Raw genomic sequence first — 26025 nt, 5'->3', positions numbered from 1 at the left:
ACTCAAAGCGGTACGCTGTTTACGTATTCGCTGACCTTAAACCATATAGTTGGATTTCTAACGCTATGATGCGAACTCATTACTGCGGTTCTTTAACCGAAGCTCAAATTGACCAGACCGTAACATTATGCGGTTGGGTGCACCGTCGCCGTGACCACGGTGGTGTTATCTTCCTTGACATGCGTGACCGTGATGGTCTTGTTCAAGTGGTCATTGACCCGGATACTCCTGAAGCATTCGCAACTGCTGATAAAGTACGTTCAGAATTTGTCTTAAAAATTACAGGCCGTGTACGTCGCCGTTATGCAGGCACAGAAAATGCCAATATGGTGAGTGGTCAAATCGAAGTTCTGGGTAAAGAAATTGAAGTTCTTGCTGCGTCTGAAACTCCGCCATTCCCGTTGAATGACGAAAACACCAATATTTCTGAAGAAATTCGTTTGAAATACCGCTTTTTGGACATTCGTCGTCCAGAAATGCTAGATCGCCTACGTTTCCGTTCTAAATTGACTAACCTGATTCGTAACTACTTCGAGGACAATGGTTTCCTGGACGTTGAAACTCCGATCTTGACTCGTGCAACCCCTGAAGGTGCACGTGACTACTTAGTGCCTAGCCGTGTATCGAACGGTAGTTTCTATGCACTACCACAGTCTCCACAGCTTTTCAAACAGTTGTTGATGGTGGGTGGTATTGATCGTTATTACCAAATTGCTAAATGTTTCCGTGACGAAGACTTACGTGCTGATCGTCAACCTGAATTCACCCAGATCGATGTTGAAACATCGTTCATGAGTGACGATGACATCATGGATTTAATGGAAACTTTAACGATCAAGATGTTCAAAGAACTTCTAAACGTTGAGTTTGATAAATTTCCACGCATGACATACAACGATGCAATGCGTGACTATGCGTCTGACAAACCAGATATGCGTATTCCTTTGAAACTGGTTGACGTTGCAGACTTGATGCAAGACGTTGAGTTCAAAGTATTCGCAGGTCCTGCGAAAGATCCTAAAGGCCGTATCGTTGCGCTTCGCGTACCGGGTGCTGGTTCACTTCCACGTAGCGCGATTGATGAATACACCAAATTTGTAGGCATCTACGGTGCTCGCGGTTTGGCTTATATCAAAGTTAACGAACTTGAAAAAGGCATCGAAGGCTTACAATCTCCAATCGTGAAATTCATCGAGCCAATCGTGCTGGATCTGTTGCAACGTGTGGGCGCTGAAAATGGCGATATCGTGTTCTTTGGTGCGGACAAAGCCAAAGTTGTAAATGATGCAATGGGCGCGCTTCGTGTGAAGATCGGCCATGACATGAATCTTGCGACTTGCGAGTGGGCTCCGCTTTGGGTAGTTGATTTCCCAATGTTCGAAGAAACAGATGACGGCAAATGGACCTCTGTTCACCACCCGTTCACGCTGCCTAAATCAAGCGTTGAAGAAGTGAAGAACAACCCAGGTGCTGCACTTTCAGTTGCGTACGATATGGTATTGAATGGTACTGAAATCGGTGGTGGTTCACTGCGTATCTATAACCTTGAAATGCAAAAAGCCATCTTTGAAGCATTAGGTATTTCTGAAGAAGAAGCAGAAGAGAAATTCAGCTTCTTGCTAAATGCCTTACGTTATGGCGCACCTCCACATGGTGGTCTGGCCTTCGGTCTTGACCGTCTGGTGATGTTGATGACAGGTGCATCTTCAATTCGTGACGTAATCGCATTCCCGAAAACCAAAACTGCTGAATGCCCATTGACTCAAGCACCAGCACCAGTTGAATCAAACCAGCTGCGTGACCTTGGTATTCGCTTGCGTGAAAAACCAAAAGCTGAATCTCAAGAATAATTCTTGATGTTTTAAGTGAAAAAGCCCTGCCTTGAGCGGGGCTTTTTTGTAAGATTGAGTCGCATCTGGAACAGTGGCATAATAGCCATAGTTTTTAATCTAAGGTAATTAGCAATGGCTATGCGTCCTGCAGTTCGTAATCGCAGCATTATGCTTATTGTATTTTCAGTGGTTCAATGGCTGTTCATGCGCTATATCCTTGCCAACAATCTGTTCAATCTCGATACCAACGACCGTATTGTATATTTTTGCCTAAGTAGTATTTTAGGTGCCCTGCTGATTTTTGTGGGTTTGATTTATATGGTGCTGAAGGGCAATCCGGATAAAGATCTATAATCTGACTGTCTGGATCACATGTACACCCTACTCAAAAATTTCTCCAAGCTTCCGTTAAGATTCATTCAAAATCTTGCACAACTGGCCGGATCTCTTTTGTATCTCAGCCATTCTTCTGCACGCCGAGTGACTGAGATTAATCTGACCTCTGCTTATCCTGAACTTTCTGAAGCTGAACGGGCTGATTTGACCAAACGTAGTCTGAAAAGTCAGTGCATGACCTATGCAGAATCAGTCAAGATTTGGGGATCATCTTCTGAATATGCGCTGTCTTTAATTCGGGATGTGCATGGCGAAGATATTTTCCTGCAAGCTTTGCAAAATCCTCATGGCTGTTTGGCCGTGATACCACATTTTGGTACTTGGGAGCTGTTGAATGTCTGGGTGAATCAACACACCTCTCCTGTGATTATGTACAAACCCAGCAAGAATGAAGACATCGATCGTTTTATGCTGGAAGCCAGACAACGGCTCAAGGCGACCCTTGTTCCAACAGATGATTCTGGTGTGCGTGCTGTGTTTAAGCATCTTAAGCAAGGCGGTTTTTCTGCAATTTTGCCAGACCATGTTCCTAAAGAATCCGGGGGAATTTATTCTTATTTTTATGGCCAGAACGCTTTATCTTCTACCTTGCTTTCTAAACTGGCAGCTAAAACACAATGTTCAGTGGTCGGGCTGAGTTGCCTCAGACGCAAGGATCTTTCAGGCTATGATATTGTGGTGACCCCAATTTCTGACGATATTTTATCGAAAGATTTACAGCTTTCTGTAGATACCTTAAATAAAGAAATGGAGCGCATGATTAATGTCGCGCCAGAACAGTACTTGTGGGGTTACAAGAGATTCAGACGTCTAGCAGGCGGTGTTAATCTTTATAAACCGACTCATTAAAATCATGCGGTGTAATAATTATCAGAAGATAGACCGTCGCGAACTGAGCCAGTTTTTATACCAGTAGAACAGTTTTGGATATTGTAACATCAGTCGCTTTTCCCAGTTCAAATGCTGTAATTTATCCTGTAAATAATCCAGATCGTGATGAATACGATGTAAAAATTTGCTGTAGATAGCAAAACCCAGTTTAAGGTTTCGTTCAAACAGGGCCAAAATGAGGTGCTCATACAATATCTGGAAATAGGGATTTTCCAGTTTGTCTCTATACAGGCTTAAGCCATATTCCAGACTCTTGATATGTTCTGGCTTAATTTCACCATTGGTAATACTGTCTGCCCTATAACGGTACCTGAACAGAGGCTCGGCAATTTCATAAATGATGAGGCCTTTACGATACAGGAATGGAATCGACAGCATGTCTTCGTAGAAATGATTTGGTGGAAACTGAAAGTCCTTTAAAAGTTTACGGTTATACACTCTTAACCATGTATACCAATAGTTTTTAAGAAACACGCGTTTTAAATAATCTGTATCGGCATAAACCAGGCCTGTCTGTTCAGCCAGCACCAGCAGTTTAGTCCCATACTGTTTATTTTCCATCAGTGCATTAAAGTGAATTAATTCCACCTCTGGTGCCTGCCTAATGACCTCTAAAATACGCGCTAAAAAATGAGGCTCAACATAATCATCAGAATCCAGATAGGCAATATACTGCCCCTTCGCCACCGCATAACCATTATTACGCGCCATGCTAAGACCCTGATTTTCTTGGTGGATAATACGGATATTGGCCTGAGATGAATGGGTAGCAAGATAGGCTTCCAAAATTTCTATTGAACGGTCTTTACAGCCATCATCGACAATAATGCATTCGACCTCTGAACTCAGCTGGGGTAATAATGATGTAATACAAGCTTCAATATAGTCCTCTACCCCATATACAGGGATAATGATAGATAACACATAAGGATAGCTTGAACTCATTTTTTTTCTTCACTCAAATTTAACTAAGCCTTTATTATTGCTTTTATCAGAAATTTTTCTTCTTATTGAGGTATTTTTGTTCTAGCCGGAGCATTAAGTGTAAGTACCCGTATACAGATATAGCTAACTTTATAATCAATATATAAGCATCATGCAAAGGAGCCATACTTTTGCAGCTTACACCCTTTGGTTCGGATGGATCATCTAGTGATGACTGTCGTTTAATGCCAAGGCACGCAAAATAGCAGTACTACAACTCTTCGAAAGCGATAGACGCCATTATGACTTATACATGCGGGTTATAAAGCTGATGAAAATAATCTGACGTCTGGTGCTTAAGCAGCTTTAAAAATCAAAACAGTCTGTATTTATCAAATGGCATCTAAAAAATCAATATTCAGTGATCAGGCCAAATTACCTTAGACACGGTGCATTAGCAGGTTATGATATTGTGACCGCCCCAATTTACGGTGACCTTTCATCAAAAGATTTACATTTCTCTGTCAATATCTTAAATCAAAAACAGAAAGTGTGATTTATATCACTCTAAAACAGTATTTGTCAGGATATAATCAGTGGAGAGCCTTACAAGACATGCGTAAAAATCTTTATAATAAAGATTATCAATAAATTTCTACTTAATAAATCTATAGCGTCTGATGAAAAAAGAATTTAATCAATACCATATATTATTTATAGTGGATCATCTTAAAGGAGGGGGTGCAGAAAAAATTCTTCTTGATACCGCTACAAATTTAGAAAAGACTGGGCATCAAGTCACGGTTGTACCATTAAATCATCATGAGATTAAAATGGACATTCCCACGAATCTTAACTTCATAAAAGAAAGTTTTAATCAGTGTATTTGTTCAGGTAAATTACTCAGAAAACGAGAAACACCAACAGCCGATATAGAAAAGATTAATACAATAATTTCAGATATACAGCCGGATCTTATTATTTTATCGCATGCATTTGCATTCTGTCTTTCCGATTTTATCAGTGGAAATATATGGTTATGGATACATGGCGAGATTTTCAAATCATCCAGAAAACAGACCAATAATCCTTTCAGATGGTATAAAGAATACCGAAGACATTATCTCGATAAGAAATATTTTATTAAACTTTTTGACGGAAAAAATATTATTACCGTTAACCAGAATCTGGAAAAAGATTATAAGCACTTATTACCCCACTCACAAATTTTAACAATTTATAATGGTCTTGATATAAAACATATTGAGCAACAAAAATTAATAGAAGCCCAAAAGATCTGGGATTGCATATTTGTTGGTCGTTTAAGCCAGGAAAAACAGCCAGAACATGCTATCAGGGCATTTGCAAAATCTGAAAAAGCGAAAAACCTGCTCATTGTAGGAGAGGGTGATTTAAAGCCTTCACTACAGGATTTATGTAAACAACTAAATATTGAAAGTCGCGTAGAATTTATGGGATGGGTCAACAATCCGTATCCATATATTCAGCAAAGTCGGTTATTAATTTCCAGCTCGGGCAGTGAAGGTTATGGTTTAGTCATCTCAGAAGCACTTTACCTTGATGTTCCTGTAATTGCCTATAATGTAAGCGATGCGATTTCTCACCAATTGAGCATCGCAAATTTAGAAGAAAATTTGGTTACTCCCCAAAATATAGATGAATTGGCAGAGAAAATAGATCAAAATCTGAATCAAACCTATCGTACTTCTTTTGAGAAAAAACTGCTCTCAAATGAAACGATGGTTAATAAATTTTTAAACCTTATCAAGAATGATCATTACTAAAATGCTTTATTTAACTATCATCATCCCCATTTATAATGTTGAGAAGTATATTGTTGACTGTCTTCAAAGCATCATCGACCAGTTAGATGATCGGATTGAGATTCTATGTATTGACGATGGCTCAACAGATCATTCTATTGAAATTTTAAAAGATTATTTGAATCAGCAACCTAAATCTCTCGTAAAAAATATCAGAATCTTTCAACAGAAAAATTCAGGTGTCAGTTCTGCTAGGAATCTCGGTATTTCACATGCAAAAGGTACATATCTTACTTTCGTGGATCCAGACGATGTACTTTTAGAGACTTACGTTAAAGAGATAAATTTAGCTCTTTTAAATAATGTAGATGTAGTGAGTTTTGGATATAAAAAGCTTTCTGAAGATTTAAAATCAAGTACTGATCAATTTATTCCTCACTTTGTCAATCAACAGATTAGTAATTTACCCAGCAGTGAAAATGCTCTCATTGAAATTTTCAACTATAATCGCTGGTTTTCTGGAATTCATGTCTATAAAACCAGCCTGTTTAAAGATACTAAATTCCCAGAACTAACTCACTATGAAGATGCAGCAACCATTCCAAGTATAATGATAAAAGCCACATCATTTTATACGATTCCTAAACCCTTATATGGATACCGGATACGCTCAAGTAGTGCTACAAACTCTAAACAAGGTGCTAATATTGATAAGTCGCTGGCCTGTCTCGAACAACTTATTCCAATACTCATTGAGAAAACCAAGGTACAGGCGATTTTTATCATTCCATTAATGCATTTTTTTTATATTTATATCCATCAAAGTACCAAATATAAAAATAAGCAGACTGCAAAACTGAACTGGAAAAAATTTTCTCAACAGATTCAGCAATTGCCTTTTTCTGGCAAATTAATCAAAAATGAACATAATCGACTTTTATACCAGTGCTTAAATTTGGGAATAAATGGGTTTTACCTGTCCAAATTAATGAGTCGCCTTTTACGTTCCCTCAAAAAGCGCTTAAGGAAGCCTTATTATCAATAATCAGCTTTAAATAATTTAAATAATGAGATCTAAATATTGGCTGGCGGCATAATCAGGTAAAAATTTTCGATCCAACCTAACTGGATTATTATCTGTTTGTTGTGAATATGCAGAAATTTTATCTGATAATGCCGAAATGTCGCCAGGCTTAACCAAACAATCAGATGGCAAAATTTCATTGGGACCTGATGGGCAATCAGTACTAATTACAGGTGTACCCAAAGCTAAAGATTCTAAAATGACCAACCCCAACCCTTCAAAATCAGATGACAACACCATAAATTTTGCATGCTTCATATAGGGATAGGGATTTTTTTTAAACCCTGTAAAAACAACTTTATCTTCAATACCTAAATCTTTAACTAATTTTTTAGATGCCTCTAATAATTCGCCCGTACCCACCAAAACCAATTTTTCCTGAACATTCGCTTTTGCATACGCTTTAATTAAAACATCATGACGCTTCTGTTGTTTAAATTTTCCAACATTCACAATATAGGGTGTATCAATATCTGGCACATATTCACTAGCTGTTGAAACGACTTGCTTAACATCAATCGGGTTATAAATAGTGGTTATTTTGCTTTTACGGCCAAAAACCTCAATAAAATCTTTCTCAACACCTTGACTGACTGCTACGCATGGTTTCGCCAAATAAATCTTGGTCAGCTCTTTTCGCATCCCTTCCAGTCTTTCACCATATTCCAGACTAGTCGTATTATGAATAACTAAATGAACATTAGGCAACTGGCTTTTAGACAAAATAAAATCGACAGGCAATAAGTTTGAAAGCACTAGATCAGGTGTGCCGATATTTTTTAGTACAAATTTATCAAATGCTTTGGCTGCAATACCGGAACGCATAAATTTAGGAATTGCACGATATTTTTGATAATCAAAAAAGTGGAGTTTTACGCCTTCAGGTATCGGTAAATCTATAATATTTTTAAAATAGACAATATGCGCTTCATGACCCGCATCAATTAAACCCTTTGCCAAAGTTAGAGCAAAACGTTCCGCCCCATTTCCCTGTAAAGTAAAAATAGCCAATACGATGGTTTTTTTCATACAGTATTAATCCTGAATAAATTTTTCTTGATTCAATTTAATCATTCTTTTTTCTGCTTTTCCCATAACTTGTAAATATCGTATCGCCATCGCAATTTGTCCCGCTAACCGTCTTTTTTTAAACGTGTATTTTTCTTTGATAGAGCTGAATTCAGGCTTAAAGTGTTCAGAACGGCCAATGGTCGAATCAAAACGCCCTTGTTGCAGGAGGCCATATGCGCCAAGCTGGTCTTCTTGAATAATCACTGCAGGTTCAGCTTGCAAACAATGTAATTCATAAGCAGAAAATATAAATCCATCTGCAATTGCCGGTGCGGTTTTTGCTAAACGATTTAATAATTTTTGCGCGCCACTCGGGTAGAGGATATAACCTGCTGCTCCGGTACGATCTTGATATAACTCATATAATTCGACCTGAGTATGATCTAAGGTACACACGGGTGTCCGACTTATAATTTTTTTACGGCTTCTTACTTCCAGATTGATTAAGTCCACATCTGGAAATTGTTGCTGTTCAATTTCGTTTAAAATTTCTTTTGCATTGGAAGCCAGTACTGCATCATCTTCAAGAATTAAACAGGGCTGATTCCTTTTTAGTACTTCTTCCCAGGCTTTTTGGTGACTGAGAAAGCAAGCCACCTCAACTTTACGCAAAGGCCTTTGCCAGCCAAAACCGAATTTTTGGTATTGCTCTTCGTTCAGATCAGCAACTGAAAATGCTTCTAATATTTCAAAATCCAGTCCTAATTTCTCAAATTGTCTTTTTTGAAAATCACGACGATCCTGTGAACTTTTTAAATTGATAATTAAAGTATTCACAATTACCACCATCTCGTCTTTTCACGAGTGTGACGCTGTTTAAAACGTGAATATACATTATTATTCTGATCAAGCTGTAATCTGTCAAAAATCTCAATTACAATTTGACCCAGTTCATGGGCCTCACATATTTGCTCGAGACGCCAGCGCATATTACGTAAAGTATCATCAGTTCCAACCGCAAATGCAGCCGTACCATCAAATAAGGCATAACGCTGTTGCTGCAATAACTGCTGATGTTCCGGATTTACTGTTAAAGACTGGTCACATAAAAAACGTTCAGTTTCCTGTAGTTTAATAGTGTTGATCAGTACCACTGCATTCATCAGAATTGCTTGTAATAGCGGATCATCTTCTAAATCAATAAAAGTATCACAGGCAGAAATTAACCAGCGTGTATTTAATGAAGCCAGTAAATAGTCACGCTCACTCAACCATAATTCTTTAAATCTTGCATAGTTATTCTGAACATCAACTTCACGACGAATGAGTACAATCAAGCTGGCATGATAATGATTGAGCGCAGACTGACCCACAAATTCCTGTTCAAGCTGTTCAATATGTTCATTTAAATCTTTAGCCGAACCATAGGTATAGCGAACTTCTTCACCACCAATCATCTGGTTTTTAAGTGCATCGAGGTCTACGTCATTAAACTGAGCGTAGACCTTGTCTGCCCCAAATCGACGTTGATGGCGACTAAATGAAAACCATTGTTCGAATTTACTTTTTTTTCTCACAGGCATTTGAAATCAAGTCTCTTCCAATCCTACATTTATTCCGCTTACTGCCACGCATCCTTAATCCACTGCGATGGCAGCACATAACGATACCATTTACCACCCCCACCATTCACTGCATCTGGCGGATTAATCTCACCATGAAAAACAATGATTTTGGCACCTTCAGGTTTTACCGGCGGCTTAAAATAAGCCATCGGAATTTTTTGCAGGCAATGATATTTGTAGCTCTTACACCAGCTCTCTGGCCAGTAGCTCAGTTTCTTCTCCCGATCTACATACCAAGACAGATAAGCCTGCTCATTACGGAATTTTTGACGAATTTCATCAAAATGTTCACGGAAATAAGGTAACAGACCTGGGAAAGCACCCAGTTTAAACCGGTAAACCGAACTGTTACCGGTAATACGCCACGGCCGTTTCCAGTCATGAATAATCAGAAAGTCGCCCGGATAGGTAAAGAACTCATCGATATTATCGACAATCACCACATCAAGATCGAGGAAGAGTGCATTGCCTTCTAAACCATAAAGATCAGGTTCAAAAGTGGACAGCTTGTTCCAGCCACGCTCAGGCGCACCTTCAGGCAATGCCAAAGGTGGAATAGGGAAACATTGTACTGCAGGATCAATGCCTTCAGTACGATCCGTCAGACAGACCATTTTAAAGTCCACTGTCGTATGTCGTTTAACCATATTGTATAAACGATTGACGTATTCCGAACCGTATTTGGTTCCCCATTTCATACAAATAACGATGTTACTCATTGCGTATGCCTAAGCTCATCTTAAAATCTTCTTGATGCTGAATATGATGACATAAGTTCGGCAGAATAAGTACATCAGTTAAAAAAAACCTCTCAAATGAGAGGTTTTTTCAAGCAGTAAATTCTGAATTACTTCACATAAGTTAACCAGTGTGCATATTTAGGATCTTTGCCCTGAACCGCATCAAAGTAAGCTTTCTGGATTTGAGTGGTGATTGGACCACGTACACCCTCACCAATCTGACGATCATCGTATTCACGGATTGGTGTTACTTCTGCAGCAGTACCGGTAAAGAATGCTTCATCTGCAATGTAAAATTCATCACGGGTAATACGGCGTTCAATTACGTCATAACCCAAGTCTTTAGCAATGGTAATAATGGTTTGACGGGTAATACCATCCAACGCACCACCTGCGATGTCAGGCGTATGAATCACGCCATCACGTACCAGGAATACGTTTTCGCCTGAACCTTGACACACATAACCTTGCGGGTCGAGCAGCATTGCTTCGTCATAACCTGAATGCGCCACTTCCTGATGTGCAAGAATCGACAGCGTGTAGTTGCCTGATGCTTTGGCCTTACACATGGTCACGTTCGGATGATGATGGGTAAATGAAGAAGTTTTTACGCGAATACCCTTCGCCATTGCTTCTTCACCGAGATAAGCACCCCAGCTCCATGCCGCAACTACGGCATGAATGGTATTGTCAGTTGCAGCAATACCGAGTTTTTCAGAACCAATAAAAATAATTGGACGTAAATAGCAAGACGCTAATTTGTTTTCACGAACAACATCAATTTGAGCTTGCTCTAATGCTGCTTGATCAAATGGAACTTTCATTTGATAAATTTTTGCAGAATTCAACAAACGCTTCGTATGTTCTTTTAGACGGAAAATAGCCGTTCCATTCGGGGTTTCATAAGCACGGACGCCTTCAAACACACCCATGCTGTAATGCAAAGTATGTGTTAATACGTGAGTTTTTGCCTCACGCCAGTCAACTAGTTGTCCATCTTGCCAAATGAAACCATCACGATCAGCCAAATTCATGCCACAAACTCCAATTTCTCACAATTATTCACTATCCAGTACAAAGTCTGCACTTGGATCAATCAGTCTTTGCCATAACTTGCAAACGGTCATTCGGGTATCGTGCCAATCGCTTGCAGACACTTGCATGGATTGATTTGCAAGGGCTAAGCGATGGCTCTCGGCGCGTTCACGGAGATAAGCTTGAATCAGAGCAGTCGCATCGTCGCTGGATAAGCAACCTGATTTTGCGGCATCCTCAAGAATTCGTACATTGTCGGAGAAATGGGCGAGATCTTTATTCGTCCCACTCCAAGCCAACACCGCATACTGTGCCATAAATTCGATGTCTACGATACCACCTGCATCTTGTTTTAAATGAAAAATACCATCTTTTTTTTGCTCTTTAGAAGAACCGAGATGCTCCTTCATTTTCTGACGCATTTTCAGTACTTCTGCCCGTACATAATTTTCATCGCGAGGCTGAGTCAGAATATCTCGCCGTAAAACTTCGAACTTTTTCCTTAAACTCATTTCACCCGCAATTGGACGGGCTCGTACCATGGCCTGATGCTCCCATAACCAGGCACTTTTAAACTGATACTGTTCAAAAGCTTTCAAACTGGTTACCAAAAGTCCAGCTTCACCCGATGGACGCAAGCGGGTATCGACCTCATAAACACGCCCATCCAGAGTTTGTGTGGTCATCAGTGACATGAATTTTTGCGCCACACGCATGGCAAATTCAAAGCCACTAATCGGCTTGAGTCCATCTGTATCGGTCTGCTCACTCATATAGTGAATAAAGACCAGATCCAGATCCGAGCCATAACCCAATTCAATTCCACCGACTTTACCATAACCAATGACTGCAAAAGCCGTATGCTCGACTGAACAGCGTTGCCCTTCGGCATCTAGAGGAAAACCATGTTTTTTCGCAACAATCTGATAGGCCAGATGCAGCGCTGCATTCACCGATACTTCAGCAATATCGGTCAAGGCATCGGAAACTTTCATTAAAGCACTTTCAGCCAGCACATCACTGGCGGCTACAGCAAGTACATTGGATTTTTTAAACAGGCGCAAAACCCGCATCTGGTCTTCGACCTGATCAATTTCAATCCGTAAAAGTTGCTGGCGCAAGGAATCTTCCAGATCCTTACGTTTTGGCAATTCAAAATCCATCGACAGGAATTCATCCAGTAGCACCGGATAATGGGTCAGTTCTTCACAAATCCATGGGCTGACCGTGGCCATCTTCACCAGTCGCTGCAAAGCCCCTTTACTCTCAATTAACATCACCAGATATACCGTACGGCGCATTACCGATTCCACCAAGGGCATCAGTCGTACCAGTGCTGTCTGCGGATCATCTGACTGTAAAACTGCTTCGATTAAATGTGGCCAAAAAGTTTTTAAACGCTGCACTGCTTTGGCTGGTAATTTTTTTAAGGCATGCCCATTCCAAAACTCATAGACAAGATTTTTTGCATTGTCATCCAAAACTTCTTGCAGTCGGTTTTCTAGCTGTGAAAAACTTTCAATCAGGGTATCCGGACCATTTTCCTTAATCAAATGATCAAACTGATACATCACCTTGCTACGCTTCGCATTGAGATACGCCATAAAGCTGTCCCAATCGGCAAAACCCAGGGTATCTGTTATACGCGCCCTTAATTCTGGCTCAGTCGGCAATGATTGTGTTTGCTGATCATTCAGTGCCTGAATCGCATGTTCAACCCGGCGCAGAAAAAGATAGGCATCTTCCAGTTCCTGTACTGCCTGTTCGTCCAGCAATTCGGCATCATCCAGATGATTCAGATTCACCAGACACTGGCGATCCTGCAATTCAAGCTTGGCGCCGCCGTAAATCAACTGGAAAACCTGCACGATAAACTCGACTTCGCGAATGCCGCCAGCTCCGAGCTTGATATCATCTTCTATATTCCGGCGTTGTACTTCACGCTCGATCATGGCTTTCATTTCGCGCATGGCTTCAAAAGCACTGTAGTCGACGTATTTACGAAATACAAATGGTCGGGTCATCTCCAGCAGCTCATCGCCTTCCGGACTTGGATTGACAATTCGTGCTTTGATCCAGGCATAGCGTTCCCATTCACGCCCATGCTGGCTCAGATATTTCTCCAAGGCCACGTGACTGATTGCCAGTGCTGAACCATCTCCCCAGGGACGCAGGCGCATGTCGACGCGAAATACAAAACCGTCAGCAGTGATCTGATCCAGCAAATGAATCAGTTTCTGCCCCCAGAGTATGCAAAATTGCTGTACATCAATACATTTACGCCCATCGGTTTCACCCTGCTCGTCGAAGGCGAAAATCAGATCAATATCACTGGAAAGATTAAGTTCTTGTGCCCCGAGTTTCCCCATGGCAATGACAATAAGATCCTGTACTTTTCCATTATAGCCAATCGGTTGGCCATACTTGGCAACAAGCGGAATACGGGCAAAATCTTTTGCTGCACAGATGCTGGCATCAGCAAAATCGGAGAGTTCTTGGGTCAGAGTGATAACATCGGTCAGTTGGTTGGCATCCTGCCAGATCCAGCGAAACATCAGACGGGCCCGCAGAATACGCATTGCACGCATCCAGGCGGCTTCATCAGTAATATTCAGGATGCAGTCCTGTACCAGCTGATCAATGTATTCCCGACTGAGTGAGCCCTGAAACTGGTCAATTGCATAATCCTGTTCCAGTAAACTCTGGTGATTGGCCAATACCTGTTCCGCATATTGGCTGGCTCTTAAGGTTTTCTGCAATTGTACTGCATTCATCACTCAACTCTTCCCCTGAAACATTCTGCTTAGTTATAGCAGGAGTTTTGTCTCAAGGGGAATGTTTTAGTTTGAAATTTATTTTTAAGACTGCTCGGCCTGCAGGTCTTCAAGCACCAGTGCCTGATGATCATTGGTGACCATCGGTAAATACACGGTAAAGATAGTGCCTCTGCCCTCTTTGGAATCCACACTAATTTGACCATGATTCAGGTCAATAAAGCGCTTGCACAGTACCAAGCCTAAACCGGCACCTTTCTCTTCAGCCGTACCTCTGACACTGACACCCAGCGTCGGTTTGAACAGATTCTGCATCTGCTCTTCAGTCATGCCCAAACCTGTATCCTGAATGGTAATTTTAACCTGCTCGCCTTCCATTTCGGCTGCTAAAATGACTTTACCGCCTTGATCGACTGGCGTAAATTTCAGCGCGTTGGACACCAGATTCTGCAATACCGAGGTAATCATATTAATATCCGCATGGACCTTAATGTCTTCTGGGATATTGTCGATTAATTCAATCTTTTTCTTCAAAGCCAGACTTTTCAGTACACTGCAGACAATTTTACTGGACTGCTTGAGCTCATAATTAATCGGATGATAAACAAAGCGTCCACCCTCTGCCATCGCCCAGGTCAGCAGGCTTTCCAGCAGATTATAGGTAGCTTGCGCATTATCATATAAATAATCCGCAATGCTCTGAATACTAGATTCATCCAGTGTGTCACGTTCCTGCGCCAGGACTTCGGAAAAACCCAGCAAGCCATGAAATGGCGCACGCAGATCATGCGCGATAATTTGGAAAAATTTGGTTTTACTGAAGTTTTGTGCACATTGCTGTTCATATAACTCTTTCAGATTATTATGTTCCTGATTGAGTTTGATACGATTCACTAAACTTTCAGCAAATTGTTTTACAGTGGCAATATCTTCCTGATCAAACAGGTCAGTCTGATCATCAAAGAACACAACCTGACCTAAAGAATCACCTTGGCCCGATTTTAAATTAAATGCGACAAGTCGCTGATGCATCACGCCCAGACTTTTCAAGTAGTCTGACAGTTCTGCATATGCGGGATGCAGGCAATCTATCACATCTGCCTGTAGCAGATATGCAGGTATACTAACATCCTGGGGAGCATGCAGGCCCCGGAAACCCCGCGGACAGCTGTACCAGATATAAGGTTCCGTATGAAAGCCGATAATACTGGTTTTAACATCCAGGACTTTACGGGCAACATTACAGAAGGTGTCTAATAAATTATCAGAGGTATAGACACCTAAAATGAGAGATATACGGCACGAGCTTAAGAGCTCCGTATTCTGACCGACCTCTAGCAGTTTTAGTTCCATGTCTGCCTCTTTAAATGTTTATAGAATATAGGAAACACAGCCGACCAAATTTATACAATCAATAACAAAGATTCTATATTTACTCAACGATAAAAACTCACATATAGATTAAAGGATTTGTTAACCTGTTTCTATCCAGATACATTAACAACCACAAAGCACTGATATTTAATTAATTAAGAATAACTTGAAAATTTGTTATTCAAAAAAAATACTACATAAGTGTTTGAAATTAATATATCTCACCTTAAATAAACATGTTTATTTGTACTCACTTTAACACACTATTGACCAAAAAATACCCAGCATCGCTTTTTACCGTGCTTTAAATAAAAGCTAATCTTTTTTCAATGATATAGCTTTAGAGTGAGATCAAATAAATTACTTCCCCACTGATTATTTTCACTCCTATCCAACTCAGAATGAGCTTTTAATTATTAAAATTATCTTAACAATTATACGATAGAACATCTTTGAAATTTAGAATTTCGATCAAAAAAAATTCACAAAAGCAGCTGAGAATTGTAAATGAATTACATTCGTTAACAAATTAATTGCGGAATTTTTTTGTTTTATTGATCTATCCAGTGATAGAAATGAAAATCAGGAGAAGAAAAGACAGAGGCTATAGGTAATTCATATTTAAGTAAATTAAAATAAATCTGGCATACAAAAGCGGCCTATAAAGACCGCTTTTTCAGAAAGTAGCGATTAGTTATCTGAAATCAGCGCTACTTGCTGTACATAGTTAAACAGCTTTAATTTAGACGCATTCACTTCTTCTTCAGCAGCCTGATTTTTTAAATCACGATGCACCCGAAGATAATGCTGGCGCAAGGTATGACGCTCTGTCGCATTAAAGGTTTTGGTAAACTCATTGATGGCTGGATCACCATCTTTGACAATTCGATCAACCCAGCGCTGTAATTGGGCTGTCTTTTTCAAACCTTGCTTCGGGGTAAGATAAGACAAAATCACGGTTTCATTTTCATTGCGCAACAATTTGCCTATCCGTGAAAATTGACGACGACGTGCTTCATGAGAACTAATTGCTTGAACATCAAGCAAAGCCTCAATCAAACGCTCATCCACAGGTAGGTTTTTAATTTGTTTAGCGCTCAGCTCTGCAAGCTGTGCACCTAAAGCGGCCATACGCTGGACCGCTTTTTTCTGTTCGGTTTTACTTGCGCGCCCCTCTAAAGACTCAAAATCTTCTTCAGTTAAACTGTTCGGTCGACGTGCCACGATTAATCTGCCTCATAAAATTTTGCTGCAAATAGTGCCTGAATTTCAGATAAGGCCTTGTCCTCGTCTGCTCCTTCAATCACTAAGCGTAAAGTTGTTCCTTTGCCTGCACCAAGCATGAGCAAGGACATGATATTTTTAGCATCTACCAGTTTTTCAGTCTTGCCAATCTGGATACTGGAACGAAACTTAGTGGTAACTTCTATCAGTTTACCAGATGCGCGTGCATGTAAACCCAGTTTATTAATTACGTCAACTGTCGTATCTATCATGACCAGTGCTTCATTTCTCGATGGAGGACTTGAATAGACCATTTTGCCTCAAGCGCTTTTTTTAGTCTATCCACAATATAAACAGAACGATGCTGACCACCGGTACAGCCAATCGACACGGTCATATAATGGCGGTGTCCCTCGGCAAAAGTTGGCAACCATTTATCCAGAAAATGATAAAGGTCATTAAACATCTCTTCGACCTGATCGCTCTTTTGTAAAAATTCCTGCACCGGCTGATCTAATCCAGAAAATTTGCGCAGTTCTAGCTCCCAATGCGGGTTCGGCAAGTGCCGGACATCAAAGACATAATCCGCATCGAGTGGAATCCCGTGCTTATAACCAAAGGATTGCAAAATCAGGATCAGGTTATCGGCCTGTCCCAGCTTGGACAACAGAGTATGTTTCAGGTCATGCACGCTTTTGTCGGTGGTATCGATATGCACCGTAGAACGCAACTGAATCGGCATCAACAGGATTTTTTCCTCCTGGATACACTGATTCAGACTTTTAAAGCGTGACGCCAGAGGATGTGGCCGGCGCGAGGCACTGAAGCGTGCAATCAGCTCCTGATCCTGCGTAGTCAGATAGATAATATCGACCGAACCATGCTGCTGTAACTGCTCAAATACATGATCAAATTCTTGTAAATCTGCCCGGGTACTGCGTACATCCACACCCAGCGCCAACTGTTCCAGATTGTTTTCACTGTCCAGTTTTGCCACGATTTCGGGAAGCAATGCCAAAGGCAGATTATCAATACAGTAATAACCCAGATCTTCAAGCACCTGTAATGCAGATGATTTACCTGAACCAGATTGCCCTGTGACAATTAAAATGCGCTTCATGCATGCTACCCTTTCATCTTAGCCGGCAGTATATTTGACCTGCAAGTTGTCGATTAGACGCGTATTTCCCAGCTTTGCAGCTACAAATAACACAAGATCTTGATTAAACGTATGAATTTTTTGTAATTCCGGAGTGCGGGCTTCAACATAATCAATAACGAAACCGGCATCGGTTAGGCTCTGGCGAATTTCGGCCAATACCGTATCCAGTTCTACGCCTGCGTGTAGCTGCTGTTCAGCCTTTTGCAAGCTCTGGTAAATGACCGGTGCGATGGCACGCTGTTCTTTGCTTAAGTAACCATTACGAGAACTTAAAGCCAGACCATCTTCTGCACGGGCAATCGGCACACCAATCACTTCCAGCGGAATATTCAGGTCTTGTACAAACTGCCGAATGACCGCCAGCTGCTGATAATCTTTCTGGCCAAAGAAAGCATAATTCGGCTGTATGATGTTAAATAATTTAGTAACCACCACCGCCACACCATCAAAATGGCCAGGGCGCTGCGAACCGCATAAATCATTGGTAATTTCAGACACACTGATATTGGTCAAGCGCGGTTTTTTGCCATACATCTGTTCCACACTTGGAGCAAAGACAATGTCACAACCGACTTCAGCCAAAAGCTGCTGATCCTGTTCAAGCGTGCGCGGATAGCTGTCAAAATCTTCATTGGGTCCAAACTGGATCGGATTGACAAAGATACTGACCACCACCACATCACATAACTTACGCGCTTCACGTACCAGATTTAAATGTCCCTGATGCAGATTGCCCATGGTTGGTACAAAACCAATGATCTTGCGCTTGGCACGTGCGGGATTTAATGATGCAGCTAATCCCTGAATGGTGGTTTCTGTTTTCATCTTACAATTCAACCTGAAAAGTCTGTTCTGGTGCCGGAAAAGATCCATCTAAAACTGCCGCATGGTACACTTTAAAAGCATCCAGAATGGCAGTAGCACCCGATTGTTCCTGCATAAAATTACGTACAAATTTTGCGGTATGGCCAAAGGTCAGACCCAGCATGTCCTGAACCACCAGTACCTGGCCGTCTGTAGCTGCACCTGCGCCAATACCAATCACGGGAATCTGTGGAAACAGTTCGGTAATTTCCTGGCCAAGCTGTGCAGGTACACATTCGAGTAGCAATAGCGCAGCACCTGCCTCTACCACTGCCTTACAATCTGCAATAAGCTGATTAGCAGCTTCACGGGTACGGGCCTGCAGTTTATAACCACCAAAAACATGTACCGATTGCGGAGTCAAACCCAGATGCACACATACCGGAATACCGTTCCGGGTCAGTACCTGTACGGTTTCCGCCAGCCATGCACCGCCTTCCATTTTCACCATTTGTGCGCCGGCCTGCATCACGGTTTTCGAGCTTTGCAAGGCATCGTTTAAGGTGGCATAGCTCATAAATGGCAAGTCAGTCATGATAAAGGCATGCTGGTTACCACGGCGTACCGCAGCCGTATGATAAGCCATATCAGCAACCGTAACAGGCAAAGTCGAGTCGCGACCCTGAATTGACATTCCCAAAGAATCGCCAATTAAAATGCTATCGACTTGGGCAATTTCCATGGCTTTGGCCATACTGGCATCATAACAAGTCAGGCATGAAAATTTGCGTCCATCAGCTTTGAAGCGTCTTAAATCACTCAGACTGACCATGAAGATGTTCCTCTATGATTGAAGTTCTCTCGAACATACCAATAACTTAAAAATTAAATATTTGCCCAGTTGCTGTCATCGAGTACCGTGAGGGTCGATTGTTTGACGATGTCCAGATCTTTTAAGAATGTGTCATTGACCTGTATTTCAGAATCAATATCCAGAAGTGGAATCAAGACAAAATCACGCTCTAATACCCCGACATGCGGCACGGTGAGACGTTCATTTTGAATCTGCTCGTTACCGTAGATCAGTAAGTCCAGATCCAGCGTACGTTCACCCCAATGCCGCAAACGTACCCGACCTGCTTCCTGCTCAAAAGCTTGCAAACGGTCCAGCAAGCTTAAAGGAACCAGATCAGTCGTTAACTGTACAACGGCATTCAGATAGTTTGGCTGGTCCTGTGGTCCCATGGGTGGACTTTGATACAGATGCGAGGTTTTTACCTGACCCAATGTCGCCAGTTTCTGTACAGCTTCTGCCAGAATCTGGCGTGAATCGCCCAAGTTACTGCCCAGGCCAATATAAGTCACGATCATTGTGTTGGCCCAAATACCACCTGACTCAGATCACGTTTTACCCGCTTGCGTTTCATAATCGGATGATCTGCGCCAATTTCACCACTGGCACTGGCTGCCACATGCGACAGAGGTTTTACCTTGTCTTCAAACTTGGCTTTACGCGCCCGGCGGTTACGCGGCTCAGGTTCATTTACCAACGGTTCGATCTCAATGGAATCTTGCTGCTTCAGTTTCTGTTCCAGAGGCTCTTCTTGACTTGCCTTACGCCGGCTCTTGGCACGCTGACGGTTATATTGGCTAATAGCACGCTCTTTCTCGTCACCACTCATTTGCTGGTAAGCATCCCACCAGCTGCCCATCTCCTGTGCAGTCGCATCACCTGATTTTTCACGCAACAGCAAAAAGTCAAAGCCGGCACGGAAACGTGCATGGCTGGACAAAGCTTCAATTTGCTGTGGTTTAGGATTCAGCAAACGGGTCTGCATTTCCCAGATTTCACGAATAAAGGTTTCTGCAAAGCGCGGAATAACAGTACGGGTTGCCTGGCGTTTTAACACGTCAAGACCAGCTTGGGCACGTGCTTCAGCCGCTACTACACCTTTATTCAGATAGAATTCGCAACGTTCCAGAAATGGCTGCCATAACAGCACTGCATAGAAAAATGCCGGGTTGATGGTTTTGCCGATAGAAATGCGCTGATCAGTATTTTTTGCAGCGCGTTCCATAAACGGCGTAATTTTAGGTTTGATATCTGCAAATAACTGCTGCCAGATTCCAAAATCGATCAGCATCGGCAAGACACGATTCAGATGTCCCATGGTGAACAGTTTCTGTGATTCATCATAAAGTCGATGTGGGGAAACATCACGCAGCAACTGGGTCATTTCCGGAGTGAAAACCTCCAGAATGGCTTCATCAATATTGAAGTTCAGTTTGGCGGCAAAACGCAAGGTTCGTAGCATCCGTACCGGATCTTCTTCAAATCTTAAAGCTGGATCACCCAGTAAGCGTAACGTTTTGCTGTGAATATCATCCACTGCATTGCAGAAATCCAGCACAATGCCCTTACGCGGCTGGTAGTACATCGCATTGATGGAGAAATCACGACGGGAAAAATCCTGTTCGATGCTACCCCAGTTATTATCACGCAGAATCATCCCCGCGGCCGAGGTCACTGCTTTTTTGGGTGGTGCACGGAAAGTTGCTACTTCAACCAGTTCCCGTCCCGAATAGACATGGGCCAGTTCGAAACGTCGCCCGATAATTCGACAACGCCGTCCGAAAACTTCCTTGACCTGAGCCGGGGTGGCATTGGTAACTGCATCGAAATCTTTAGGATTCAAACCTAACATCAGATCTCGAACACCACCACCCACGATATAAGCTTCATAGCCTGCCTTATTTAAGGCATCAATCACATCGAGAATATAAGAAGGTAATTGAGCGGTTGATAAACCACATTTTGACGCGCGCAAAGTTTGCAAAAGACGCTGTCTCCTACGTCTGAACGTAAAATTCTAAGATGACGCTAATCATATCGCTTACACGACTAAAGGGCAATTTGATTATGTCAATCCTGCGAGTCAAATCAATCAACTAATCCATGATCCATATGGCCGCCCTACAAAGCGAGTTTCGCCTTGTTTTTGGCAAATAAAGCCGGTCCAATGCCTTTGACCTGCTGAATATCTTCAATGCTTTTGAACTTACCATTTTTTTGCCGATACTGAATAATGGCTTCAGCCTTCTTCTGACCAATCCCGTGCAATTCCTGCAACTGTTCGAGGCTGGCACGATTCAGACTGATTTTGTCAGTAGCGGAATCTGACAATGCAGGCTTGGCCAGATAATGGTTACTTTCTGATGTGGCGGTAACAGCGGCTTTTTTCTTCAGCCGCGCATCATGTTGCTGCTGTTGGGTCTTCCATTCCATATAATCGGTGGCAGTTGCATGCACAGTCCCGATAGAAATACAGCCGAGCCAGCAACCCAGAACAAGATTAATCCATGTCGGACCGATTTGATAAGATATTTTTTTCATGTGCCACTCTTTGTTTTAATTGTAATTTGGCCTGTTCCCAGAGCTGATCAAGTTCAGCCAGTGACAGTTTTTCCAGGTTTAATTGTTGTAATTGTGCCTGATCTTCCATCAGGGCAAAGCGGGTCCGGAATTTATGGATTGTTCCTAATAATGCCATCTCGCTGGAGATGCCAAGTTTACGTCCAACATTGACCAGAGAAAATAAGCAGTCGCCAAATTCTTCCTGTATTTCATCGGAATTCTGTCCGGCTACCGCTGCTTTTAATTCAGCCAGTTCTTCTTCCAGCTTGGCATAAGCACCCGCCATGTCCGGAAAATCAAAACCGATTTTGGCGACATTTTTCTGAATCTCATCCGCCTGCTGCAGTGCAGGTGCGTGCTTAACATCGTCTAAACGTGAACGTGGCTTGCCTTGTTTTTCTTGCTGCTTGATTTCTTTCCATAGCTTGGACACATCTTCCGGACTAAGCTGCTTAAACTGTTCCGCCTGAAATACATGGGGATGACGACGAATCAGTTTCTCGGTAATGGCCTGAACCACATCCTGAAAATCAAAAGCGCCCTGCTCACTATACATCTGCGACTGGAACACTACCTGTAGCAACAAATCGCCCAGTTCATCGCGGACATCATCAACCTTTCCTGAGCGCACAGCTGCTTCGACTTCATAAGCTTCCTCAATCGCATATTTGGTCAGCGATTCGGGGGTTTGCTGCTGATCCCATGGACATTTTTCACGTAATTCGCGCATGACCTGAAGTAGTTGTTCCATTTTCAAAAACCTCTTTTTTACCAAATAGTCGCGTCAATCTGCCGGTTTCTTGTTATGCTTAAAAAAAAGACAATAAGGAGATCAAACACATGCACAGTATATTGATTAGTGGGGCAGCACAAGGAATTGGGGCAGCAACCGCCCAGCTATTTTACCAGCACGGCTATAAAGTCGGTATTTATGATATCAATACTGCACAGGCTGAACAGCTGGCCCAGCAACTGGGCGAACATGCCAAAGCCGGCTTTCTCGATGTGGCCGATTATGCTTCCTGGGAAACAGCCTTGTCTGAATTTTCGGCCTGGGCGGGGGAAATCAATATTCTGGTCAATAATGCCGGGATTTTATATTCAGGCCCTTTTGAAGAAACTAATATTACGGCACATCATCGAACTCTGGATATTAATGTTAAAGGAGTCATGAGCGGCTGTCATGCCGCTTTCCCTTATTTAAAAGAGTCTGCATTTGCCCGCATCATTAATCTATCTTCAGCTTCGGCAATTTATGGACAGGCCGATTTAAGCAGTTATTCCACCAGCAAGTTTGCAGTGCGTGGCCTGACTGAAAGTCTGGATATTGAGTGGCAACCGTATGGGATTCGAGTCTTGGATGTCATGCCACTTTTCGTTAGTACGGCCATGGTCAAAGATATGCAGGCAGAAAGTATTAAAAAAATGGGCGTGCATTTAAAAGCAGAGGATGTAGCGCAAGAGATTCTTAAACTGGCACAGCTCAAAGATTCAATCTGGCAGGCAACCCATCATCCGGTTGGTTTCAAAAGCCAGTTTTTATTTCATTTATCGCGAATGAGTCCGCAATTTGTGAATCGGCTGAGTAACCTGATCATTGCCAGAAAATAAAATCTGAGATTGATTCTGGCCTAGACAATGTGATGAAGCTGAATCACCGGAAATTTCAACCCGTTGCAAGAGTGCTCACTTTGCCAGGCCACGGTGAGCATGCAGCCAGCAAGCGTATAATTTTGATAGGCATAGACGCCAATCTCTGGATGTTCGCAGCGCCTGCCATTTTGCTCAGGATGAAGATTGGTATTCAGTTCATTCAGGTTTATCCGGATTCCCAAGCCTGATGCCTTTAACACCGCCTCTTTGGTCGTCCAGACTTTAAACCAGTATTCGGGATCATAATCCAGCACTTGCCACTTTTTGATTTCCTCAGGATGGAAGGCATGTTGTGCCAAGTCTTCAAAACGGACTTTACGGCTCAGTTCTTCAATATCAATTCCCAAGTTTTGGACATTCCTGCTCGTGGCCAAGGCGTAGAAATTCTGGCTATGGCTATGATTAAAACTGAGGTCTGGATAATCATTTAAATAAGGCTTGCCAAAATTCGTCCGTACCACCTGTTGATCGCTAACAGGCAATTCAAAAGATTGGGATAAAAGCTGATTGCGCAAACACGCCACTTCGCGTTTCCGTTCGGCAACCTGGGTTTTACGGTCTGACAATTGATCACATGCCAGATCAGAAAGTTGATGCAGATGAATTTGAATCAGCCGAGCCACGTGAATCCATTAAAAAGATGTCAATTGATTTGAGTGTAAAAGAATTTACACTTTTATTGGGAGAAAAATTCATTATTTTCTCAAAACAAAAAGCCTGCTTTACGCAGGCTTTTTATCCGAAAAATTTAAACTATAGAATTAGCGTTTAAATTTCTTCTCGGCTTTCTTGAATTTCTGTACATAACGACGTTTACGCGCAGCTGCACGCTCATCCACTTGAGACTTACGGCCTTCAAACGGGTTTTCAGAAGTTTTAAACTCGATTTTAATCGGTGTACCTTCAAGCTTGTACACTTTACGGAACACGTTTTCCAGGTAACGGCGATAATCTGCAGGAGTTTTATCCACCTTGTTACCATGAATCACGATCGTTGGCGGATTTTGTCCACCCATATGTGCGTAACGCATTTTAATACGACGGCCCTGAACCATAGGCGGTTGGTGGGCCTCTGTCGCATCATTTAAAATCTGGGTGATTTTTGCCGGTGACACTTTTAAACGCGATGAATCATAAGCACGGTGAATCGATGGATAAAGATCGCCCACACCCGTTCCATGCAATGCAGAAATCAAATGCACCTTCGCCCATGGAATAAAATCGAAGCGACGCTCTACATCGAGCTTACATTGCTTACGATCATATTCAGTCATGTTATCCCATTTATTGACTGCAATAACCATGGCACGACCCGCTTCAAGTGCATAGCCAATCAAATGCAAGTCCTGCTCAACAATACCATCACGTGCATCAACTACAACAACAATGACGTTGGCATCTTTCATTGCCTGTAAAGTTTTAACAATCGAGAATTTCTCAATCATTTCATCAACTTTACCTTTACGGCGCACCCCGGCAGTATCAATCAGGGTATATTGACGGCCATCACGCTCGAATGGAATATAAATCGAGTCACGTGTTGTACCCGGCTGGTCAAATGCCACCACACGCTCTTCACCGAGCAAGCGGTTCACCAGCGTTGATTTACCTACGTTTGGACGACCAATAATCGCTAAACGCAGACCCGTGTTTTTGTCATGCTCTTCCGGATTTTCATCTTCCGGTACATCGGCAAGTACATCTTCCAGCATTTGCTGGACACCACGACCATGGCTGGCTGCGACTTGTAACGGCTCGCCCATACCCAGTTTGTAGAATTCAACCAGGGCAGCTTCAGCATGTACACCATCAACTTTGTTGGCAACCAGAAAGACTTTTTTGCCTAAAGTACGCAATTCACGGGCAATCTGTTCATCAGATGCCAGCAATCCGGCACGCGCATCCACCACAAAAATGATGATGTCAGCTTCATGAATGGCAGTCTTGGACTGCTCTGCCATGTAGGAGTCAATCCCACCTTCATTTTCGCCAATACCGCCAGTATCGACCACAATGAAAGATTTATTTTGATAGGTAGCATCGCCATATTTACGGTCGCGTGTCAGACCGGCAAAGTCTGCCACCAATGCGTCACGGCTCTTGGTAATCTGGTTGAACAGCGTTGATTTTCCGACGTTCGGACGACCAATGAGCGCAATTACGGGTTTCATAGAGTAACCTTTATTTAATATCAGGCGTCAAAGTGGCCTGAACATCAGAAAGCATAGGAAGATATAAGGGGTAAATACCCTAAATAAAAACACGGGGCATTGATTTTTCAATCACCCCGCGTTCAC

General features: G+C 42.2%; 25 protein-coding genes. 6 read left to right on the top strand and 19 right to left on the bottom strand.

Features of this window, described 5'->3' with window-relative positions; translation table 11 throughout:
• Positions 1-65: 65 nt before the first annotated feature.
• The 3 genes from aspS (at position 66) to AY607_RS08110 (ending at position 3077) form a co-directional block, all read left to right on the top strand.
• On the top strand, positions 66-1850 hold the full coding sequence (gene aspS, locus AY607_RS08120) for an aspartate--tRNA ligase (protein ID WP_064102294.1): 1785 nt from the start codon (positions 66-68) through the stop codon (positions 1848-1850).
• A 114-nt stretch (positions 1851-1964) separates the two neighbouring features.
• The gene (locus AY607_RS08115) at positions 1965-2186 is read left to right on the top strand and encodes a hypothetical protein (protein ID WP_004278319.1); all 222 of its coding nucleotides are present in this window, start codon (positions 1965-1967) and stop codon (positions 2184-2186) included.
• Between the two features lie 18 nt (positions 2187-2204).
• Complete coding sequence (locus AY607_RS08110; protein WP_064102293.1) at positions 2205-3077, top strand: lysophospholipid acyltransferase family protein; 873 nt, start codon at positions 2205-2207, stop codon at positions 3075-3077.
• A gap of 21 nt (positions 3078-3098) precedes the next feature.
• Here the strand turns inward: AY607_RS08110 and AY607_RS08105 are convergent, their stop codons facing one another.
• On the bottom strand, positions 3099-4064 hold the full coding sequence (locus tag AY607_RS08105; RefSeq protein ID WP_064102292.1) for a glycosyltransferase family 2 protein: 966 nt from the start codon (positions 4062-4064) through the stop codon (positions 3099-3101).
• A 659-nt stretch (positions 4065-4723) separates the two neighbouring features.
• On the opposite strand from AY607_RS08105, the gene AY607_RS08100 reads away from it, so the two are divergent.
• Together AY607_RS08100 and AY607_RS08095 are read left to right on the top strand one after the other, a co-directional pair.
• Positions 4724-5848 carry a glycosyltransferase gene (locus AY607_RS08100; RefSeq protein WP_064094753.1) on the top strand — a complete coding sequence of 375 codons (1125 nt, stop codon included), beginning with the start codon at positions 4724-4726 and terminating at the stop codon, positions 5846-5848.
• 1 nt (position 5849) lies between these two features.
• Complete coding sequence (locus AY607_RS08095; RefSeq protein ID WP_171255293.1) at positions 5850-6872, top strand: glycosyltransferase family 2 protein; 1023 nt, start codon at positions 5850-5852, stop codon at positions 6870-6872.
• 15 nt (positions 6873-6887) lie between these two features.
• Here AY607_RS08095 and AY607_RS08090 read toward each other — a convergent pair whose 3' ends face one another.
• The 16 genes from AY607_RS08090 to mazG form a co-directional block, all read right to left on the bottom strand.
• Positions 6888-7940: a glycosyltransferase gene (locus tag AY607_RS08090; protein WP_064102290.1), complete on the bottom strand. Its 1053-nt coding sequence runs from the start codon at positions 7938-7940 to the stop codon at positions 6888-6890.
• A 6-nt stretch (positions 7941-7946) separates the two neighbouring features.
• A complete protein-coding gene (locus AY607_RS08085) occupies positions 7947-8759 on the bottom strand; it encodes a glycosyltransferase family 25 protein (RefSeq protein ID WP_227509968.1) in 813 nt (270 codons plus the stop codon).
• A 2-nt stretch (positions 8760-8761) separates the two neighbouring features.
• On the bottom strand, positions 8762-9505 hold the full coding sequence (locus tag AY607_RS08080; protein ID WP_064094757.1) for a hypothetical protein: 744 nt from the start codon (positions 9503-9505) through the stop codon (positions 8762-8764).
• A gap of 38 nt (positions 9506-9543) precedes the next feature.
• The gene (locus AY607_RS08075) at positions 9544-10266 is read right to left on the bottom strand and encodes a hypothetical protein (RefSeq protein ID WP_064094758.1); all 723 of its coding nucleotides are present in this window, start codon (positions 10264-10266) and stop codon (positions 9544-9546) included.
• Between the two features lie 128 nt (positions 10267-10394).
• Positions 10395-11321: a branched-chain amino acid transaminase gene (locus tag AY607_RS08070; RefSeq protein ID WP_004278329.1), complete on the bottom strand. Its 927-nt coding sequence runs from the start codon at positions 11319-11321 to the stop codon at positions 10395-10397.
• A 24-nt stretch (positions 11322-11345) separates the two neighbouring features.
• Positions 11346-14096 carry a bifunctional [glutamate--ammonia ligase]-adenylyl-L-tyrosine phosphorylase/[glutamate--ammonia-ligase] adenylyltransferase gene (gene glnE, locus AY607_RS08065; protein ID WP_064094759.1) on the bottom strand — a complete coding sequence of 917 codons (2751 nt, stop codon included), beginning with the start codon at positions 14094-14096 and terminating at the stop codon, positions 11346-11348.
• Positions 14097-14180: 84 nt separating this feature from the next.
• Positions 14181-15449 (bottom strand): sensor histidine kinase, encoded by a 1269-nt coding sequence (locus tag AY607_RS08060; protein ID WP_064102288.1) that lies wholly within the window; start codon positions 15447-15449, stop codon positions 14181-14183.
• 711 nt (positions 15450-16160) lie between these two features.
• Positions 16161-16694, bottom strand: coding sequence for a ribosome biogenesis factor YjgA (yjgA, locus tag AY607_RS08055; protein ID WP_064094761.1), 534 nt, complete (start codon positions 16692-16694; stop codon positions 16161-16163).
• Positions 16695-16696: 2 nt separating this feature from the next.
• Positions 16697-16966 (bottom strand): HPr family phosphocarrier protein, encoded by a 270-nt coding sequence (locus AY607_RS08050; RefSeq protein ID WP_064094762.1) that lies wholly within the window; start codon positions 16964-16966, stop codon positions 16697-16699.
• On the bottom strand, positions 16963-17814 hold the full coding sequence (rapZ, locus tag AY607_RS08045) for an RNase adapter RapZ (RefSeq protein ID WP_064094763.1): 852 nt from the start codon (positions 17812-17814) through the stop codon (positions 16963-16965). Before rapZ ends, AY607_RS08050 begins: the two co-directional genes overlap by 4 nt.
• 18 nt (positions 17815-17832) lie before the next feature.
• Complete coding sequence (gene panC / locus AY607_RS08040) at positions 17833-18681, bottom strand: pantoate--beta-alanine ligase (RefSeq protein ID WP_064102287.1); 849 nt, start codon at positions 18679-18681, stop codon at positions 17833-17835.
• 1 nt (position 18682) lies between these two features.
• Entirely contained in the window at positions 18683-19492 is an 810-nt protein-coding gene (gene panB, locus AY607_RS08035) for a 3-methyl-2-oxobutanoate hydroxymethyltransferase (RefSeq protein ID WP_064102286.1), read from the bottom strand.
• 53 nt (positions 19493-19545) lie between these two features.
• The gene (gene folK, locus AY607_RS08030; protein ID WP_064102285.1) at positions 19546-20031 is read right to left on the bottom strand and encodes a 2-amino-4-hydroxy-6-hydroxymethyldihydropteridine diphosphokinase; all 486 of its coding nucleotides are present in this window, start codon (positions 20029-20031) and stop codon (positions 19546-19548) included.
• On the bottom strand, positions 20028-21497 hold the full coding sequence (gene pcnB, locus AY607_RS08025) for a polynucleotide adenylyltransferase PcnB (RefSeq protein WP_064094767.1): 1470 nt from the start codon (positions 21495-21497) through the stop codon (positions 20028-20030). Before pcnB ends, folK begins: the two co-directional genes overlap by 4 nt.
• Before the next feature lie 137 nt (positions 21498-21634).
• Entirely contained in the window at positions 21635-22054 is a 420-nt protein-coding gene (locus AY607_RS08020; protein ID WP_064102284.1) for a ComEA family DNA-binding protein, read from the bottom strand.
• A complete protein-coding gene (gene mazG, locus AY607_RS08015) occupies positions 22014-22826 on the bottom strand; it encodes a nucleoside triphosphate pyrophosphohydrolase (protein ID WP_064102283.1) in 813 nt (270 codons plus the stop codon). The genes AY607_RS08020 and mazG overlap by 41 nt, the downstream gene beginning before the upstream one ends.
• A gap of 89 nt (positions 22827-22915) precedes the next feature.
• Here mazG and AY607_RS08010 point away from each other — a divergent pair, with 89 nt between their 5' ends.
• Positions 22916-23686, top strand: coding sequence for an SDR family oxidoreductase (locus AY607_RS08010; RefSeq protein ID WP_064102282.1), 771 nt, complete (start codon positions 22916-22918; stop codon positions 23684-23686).
• 20 nt (positions 23687-23706) lie between these two features.
• On the opposite strand, the gene AY607_RS08005 is transcribed toward AY607_RS08010, so the two are convergent.
• Both AY607_RS08005 and der read right to left on the bottom strand, forming a co-directional pair.
• Positions 23707-24351, bottom strand: coding sequence for a 4'-phosphopantetheinyl transferase family protein (locus AY607_RS08005; protein ID WP_064102281.1), 645 nt, complete (start codon positions 24349-24351; stop codon positions 23707-23709).
• A 138-nt stretch (positions 24352-24489) separates the two neighbouring features.
• Positions 24490-25899: a ribosome biogenesis GTPase Der gene (der, locus tag AY607_RS08000; protein WP_005103252.1), complete on the bottom strand. Its 1410-nt coding sequence runs from the start codon at positions 25897-25899 to the stop codon at positions 24490-24492.
• Positions 25900-26025: the final 126 nt, after the last annotated feature.

Origin of the sequence: Acinetobacter sp. SFA (genome assembly GCF_001647535.1) — a bacterium.
Taxonomy (GTDB): Bacteria; Pseudomonadota; Gammaproteobacteria; order Pseudomonadales; family Moraxellaceae; genus Acinetobacter; species Acinetobacter pecorum.
Note: the sequence above shows the minus strand (reverse complement) of the source record. Positions and strands in the feature narration are given on the sequence as shown.

Excerpts from the sequence above, each read along its gene's own strand:
- aspS (WP_064102294.1), top strand. The coding sequence starts at position 66 with ATGATGCGAACTCATTACTGCGGTTCTTTAACCGAAGCTCAAATTGAC.
- AY607_RS08115 (WP_004278319.1), top strand. The coding sequence starts at position 1,965 with ATGGCTATGCGTCCTGCAGTTCGTAATCGCAGCATTATGCTTATTGTA.
- AY607_RS08110 (WP_064102293.1), top strand. The coding sequence starts at position 2,205 with ATGTACACCCTACTCAAAAATTTCTCCAAGCTTCCGTTAAGATTCATT.
- AY607_RS08105 (WP_064102292.1), bottom strand. The coding sequence starts at position 4,064 with ATGAGTTCAAGCTATCCTTATGTGTTATCTATCATTATCCCTGTATAT.
- AY607_RS08100 (WP_064094753.1), top strand. The coding sequence starts at position 4,724 with ATGAAAAAAGAATTTAATCAATACCATATATTATTTATAGTGGATCAT.
- AY607_RS08095 (WP_171255293.1), top strand. The coding sequence starts at position 5,850 with ATGCTTTATTTAACTATCATCATCCCCATTTATAATGTTGAGAAGTAT.
- AY607_RS08090 (WP_064102290.1), bottom strand. The coding sequence starts at position 7,940 with ATGAAAAAAACCATCGTATTGGCTATTTTTACTTTACAGGGAAATGGG.
- AY607_RS08080 (WP_064094757.1), bottom strand. The coding sequence starts at position 9,505 with ATGCCTGTGAGAAAAAAAAGTAAATTCGAACAATGGTTTTCATTTAGT.
- AY607_RS08075 (WP_064094758.1), bottom strand. The coding sequence starts at position 10,266 with ATGAGTAACATCGTTATTTGTATGAAATGGGGAACCAAATACGGTTCG.
- AY607_RS08070 (WP_004278329.1), bottom strand. The coding sequence starts at position 11,321 with ATGAATTTGGCTGATCGTGATGGTTTCATTTGGCAAGATGGACAACTA.
- glnE (WP_064094759.1), bottom strand. The coding sequence starts at position 14,096 with ATGAATGCAGTACAATTGCAGAAAACCTTAAGAGCCAGCCAATATGCG.
- AY607_RS08060 (WP_064102288.1), bottom strand. The coding sequence starts at position 15,449 with ATGGAACTAAAACTGCTAGAGGTCGGTCAGAATACGGAGCTCTTAAGC.
- AY607_RS08050 (WP_064094762.1), bottom strand. The coding sequence starts at position 16,966 with ATGATAGATACGACAGTTGACGTAATTAATAAACTGGGTTTACATGCA.
- rapZ (WP_064094763.1), bottom strand. The coding sequence starts at position 17,814 with ATGAAGCGCATTTTAATTGTCACAGGGCAATCTGGTTCAGGTAAATCA.
- panC (WP_064102287.1), bottom strand. The coding sequence starts at position 18,681 with ATGAAAACAGAAACCACCATTCAGGGATTAGCTGCATCATTAAATCCC.
- panB (WP_064102286.1), bottom strand. The coding sequence starts at position 19,492 with ATGGTCAGTCTGAGTGATTTAAGACGCTTCAAAGCTGATGGACGCAAA.
- folK (WP_064102285.1), bottom strand. The coding sequence starts at position 20,031 with ATGATCGTGACTTATATTGGCCTGGGCAGTAACTTGGGCGATTCACGC.
- AY607_RS08020 (WP_064102284.1), bottom strand. The coding sequence starts at position 22,054 with ATGAAAAAAATATCTTATCAAATCGGTCCGACATGGATTAATCTTGTT.
- mazG (WP_064102283.1), bottom strand. The coding sequence starts at position 22,826 with ATGGAACAACTACTTCAGGTCATGCGCGAATTACGTGAAAAATGTCCA.
- AY607_RS08010 (WP_064102282.1), top strand. The coding sequence starts at position 22,916 with ATGCACAGTATATTGATTAGTGGGGCAGCACAAGGAATTGGGGCAGCA.
- der (WP_005103252.1), bottom strand. The coding sequence starts at position 25,899 with ATGAAACCCGTAATTGCGCTCATTGGTCGTCCGAACGTCGGAAAATCA.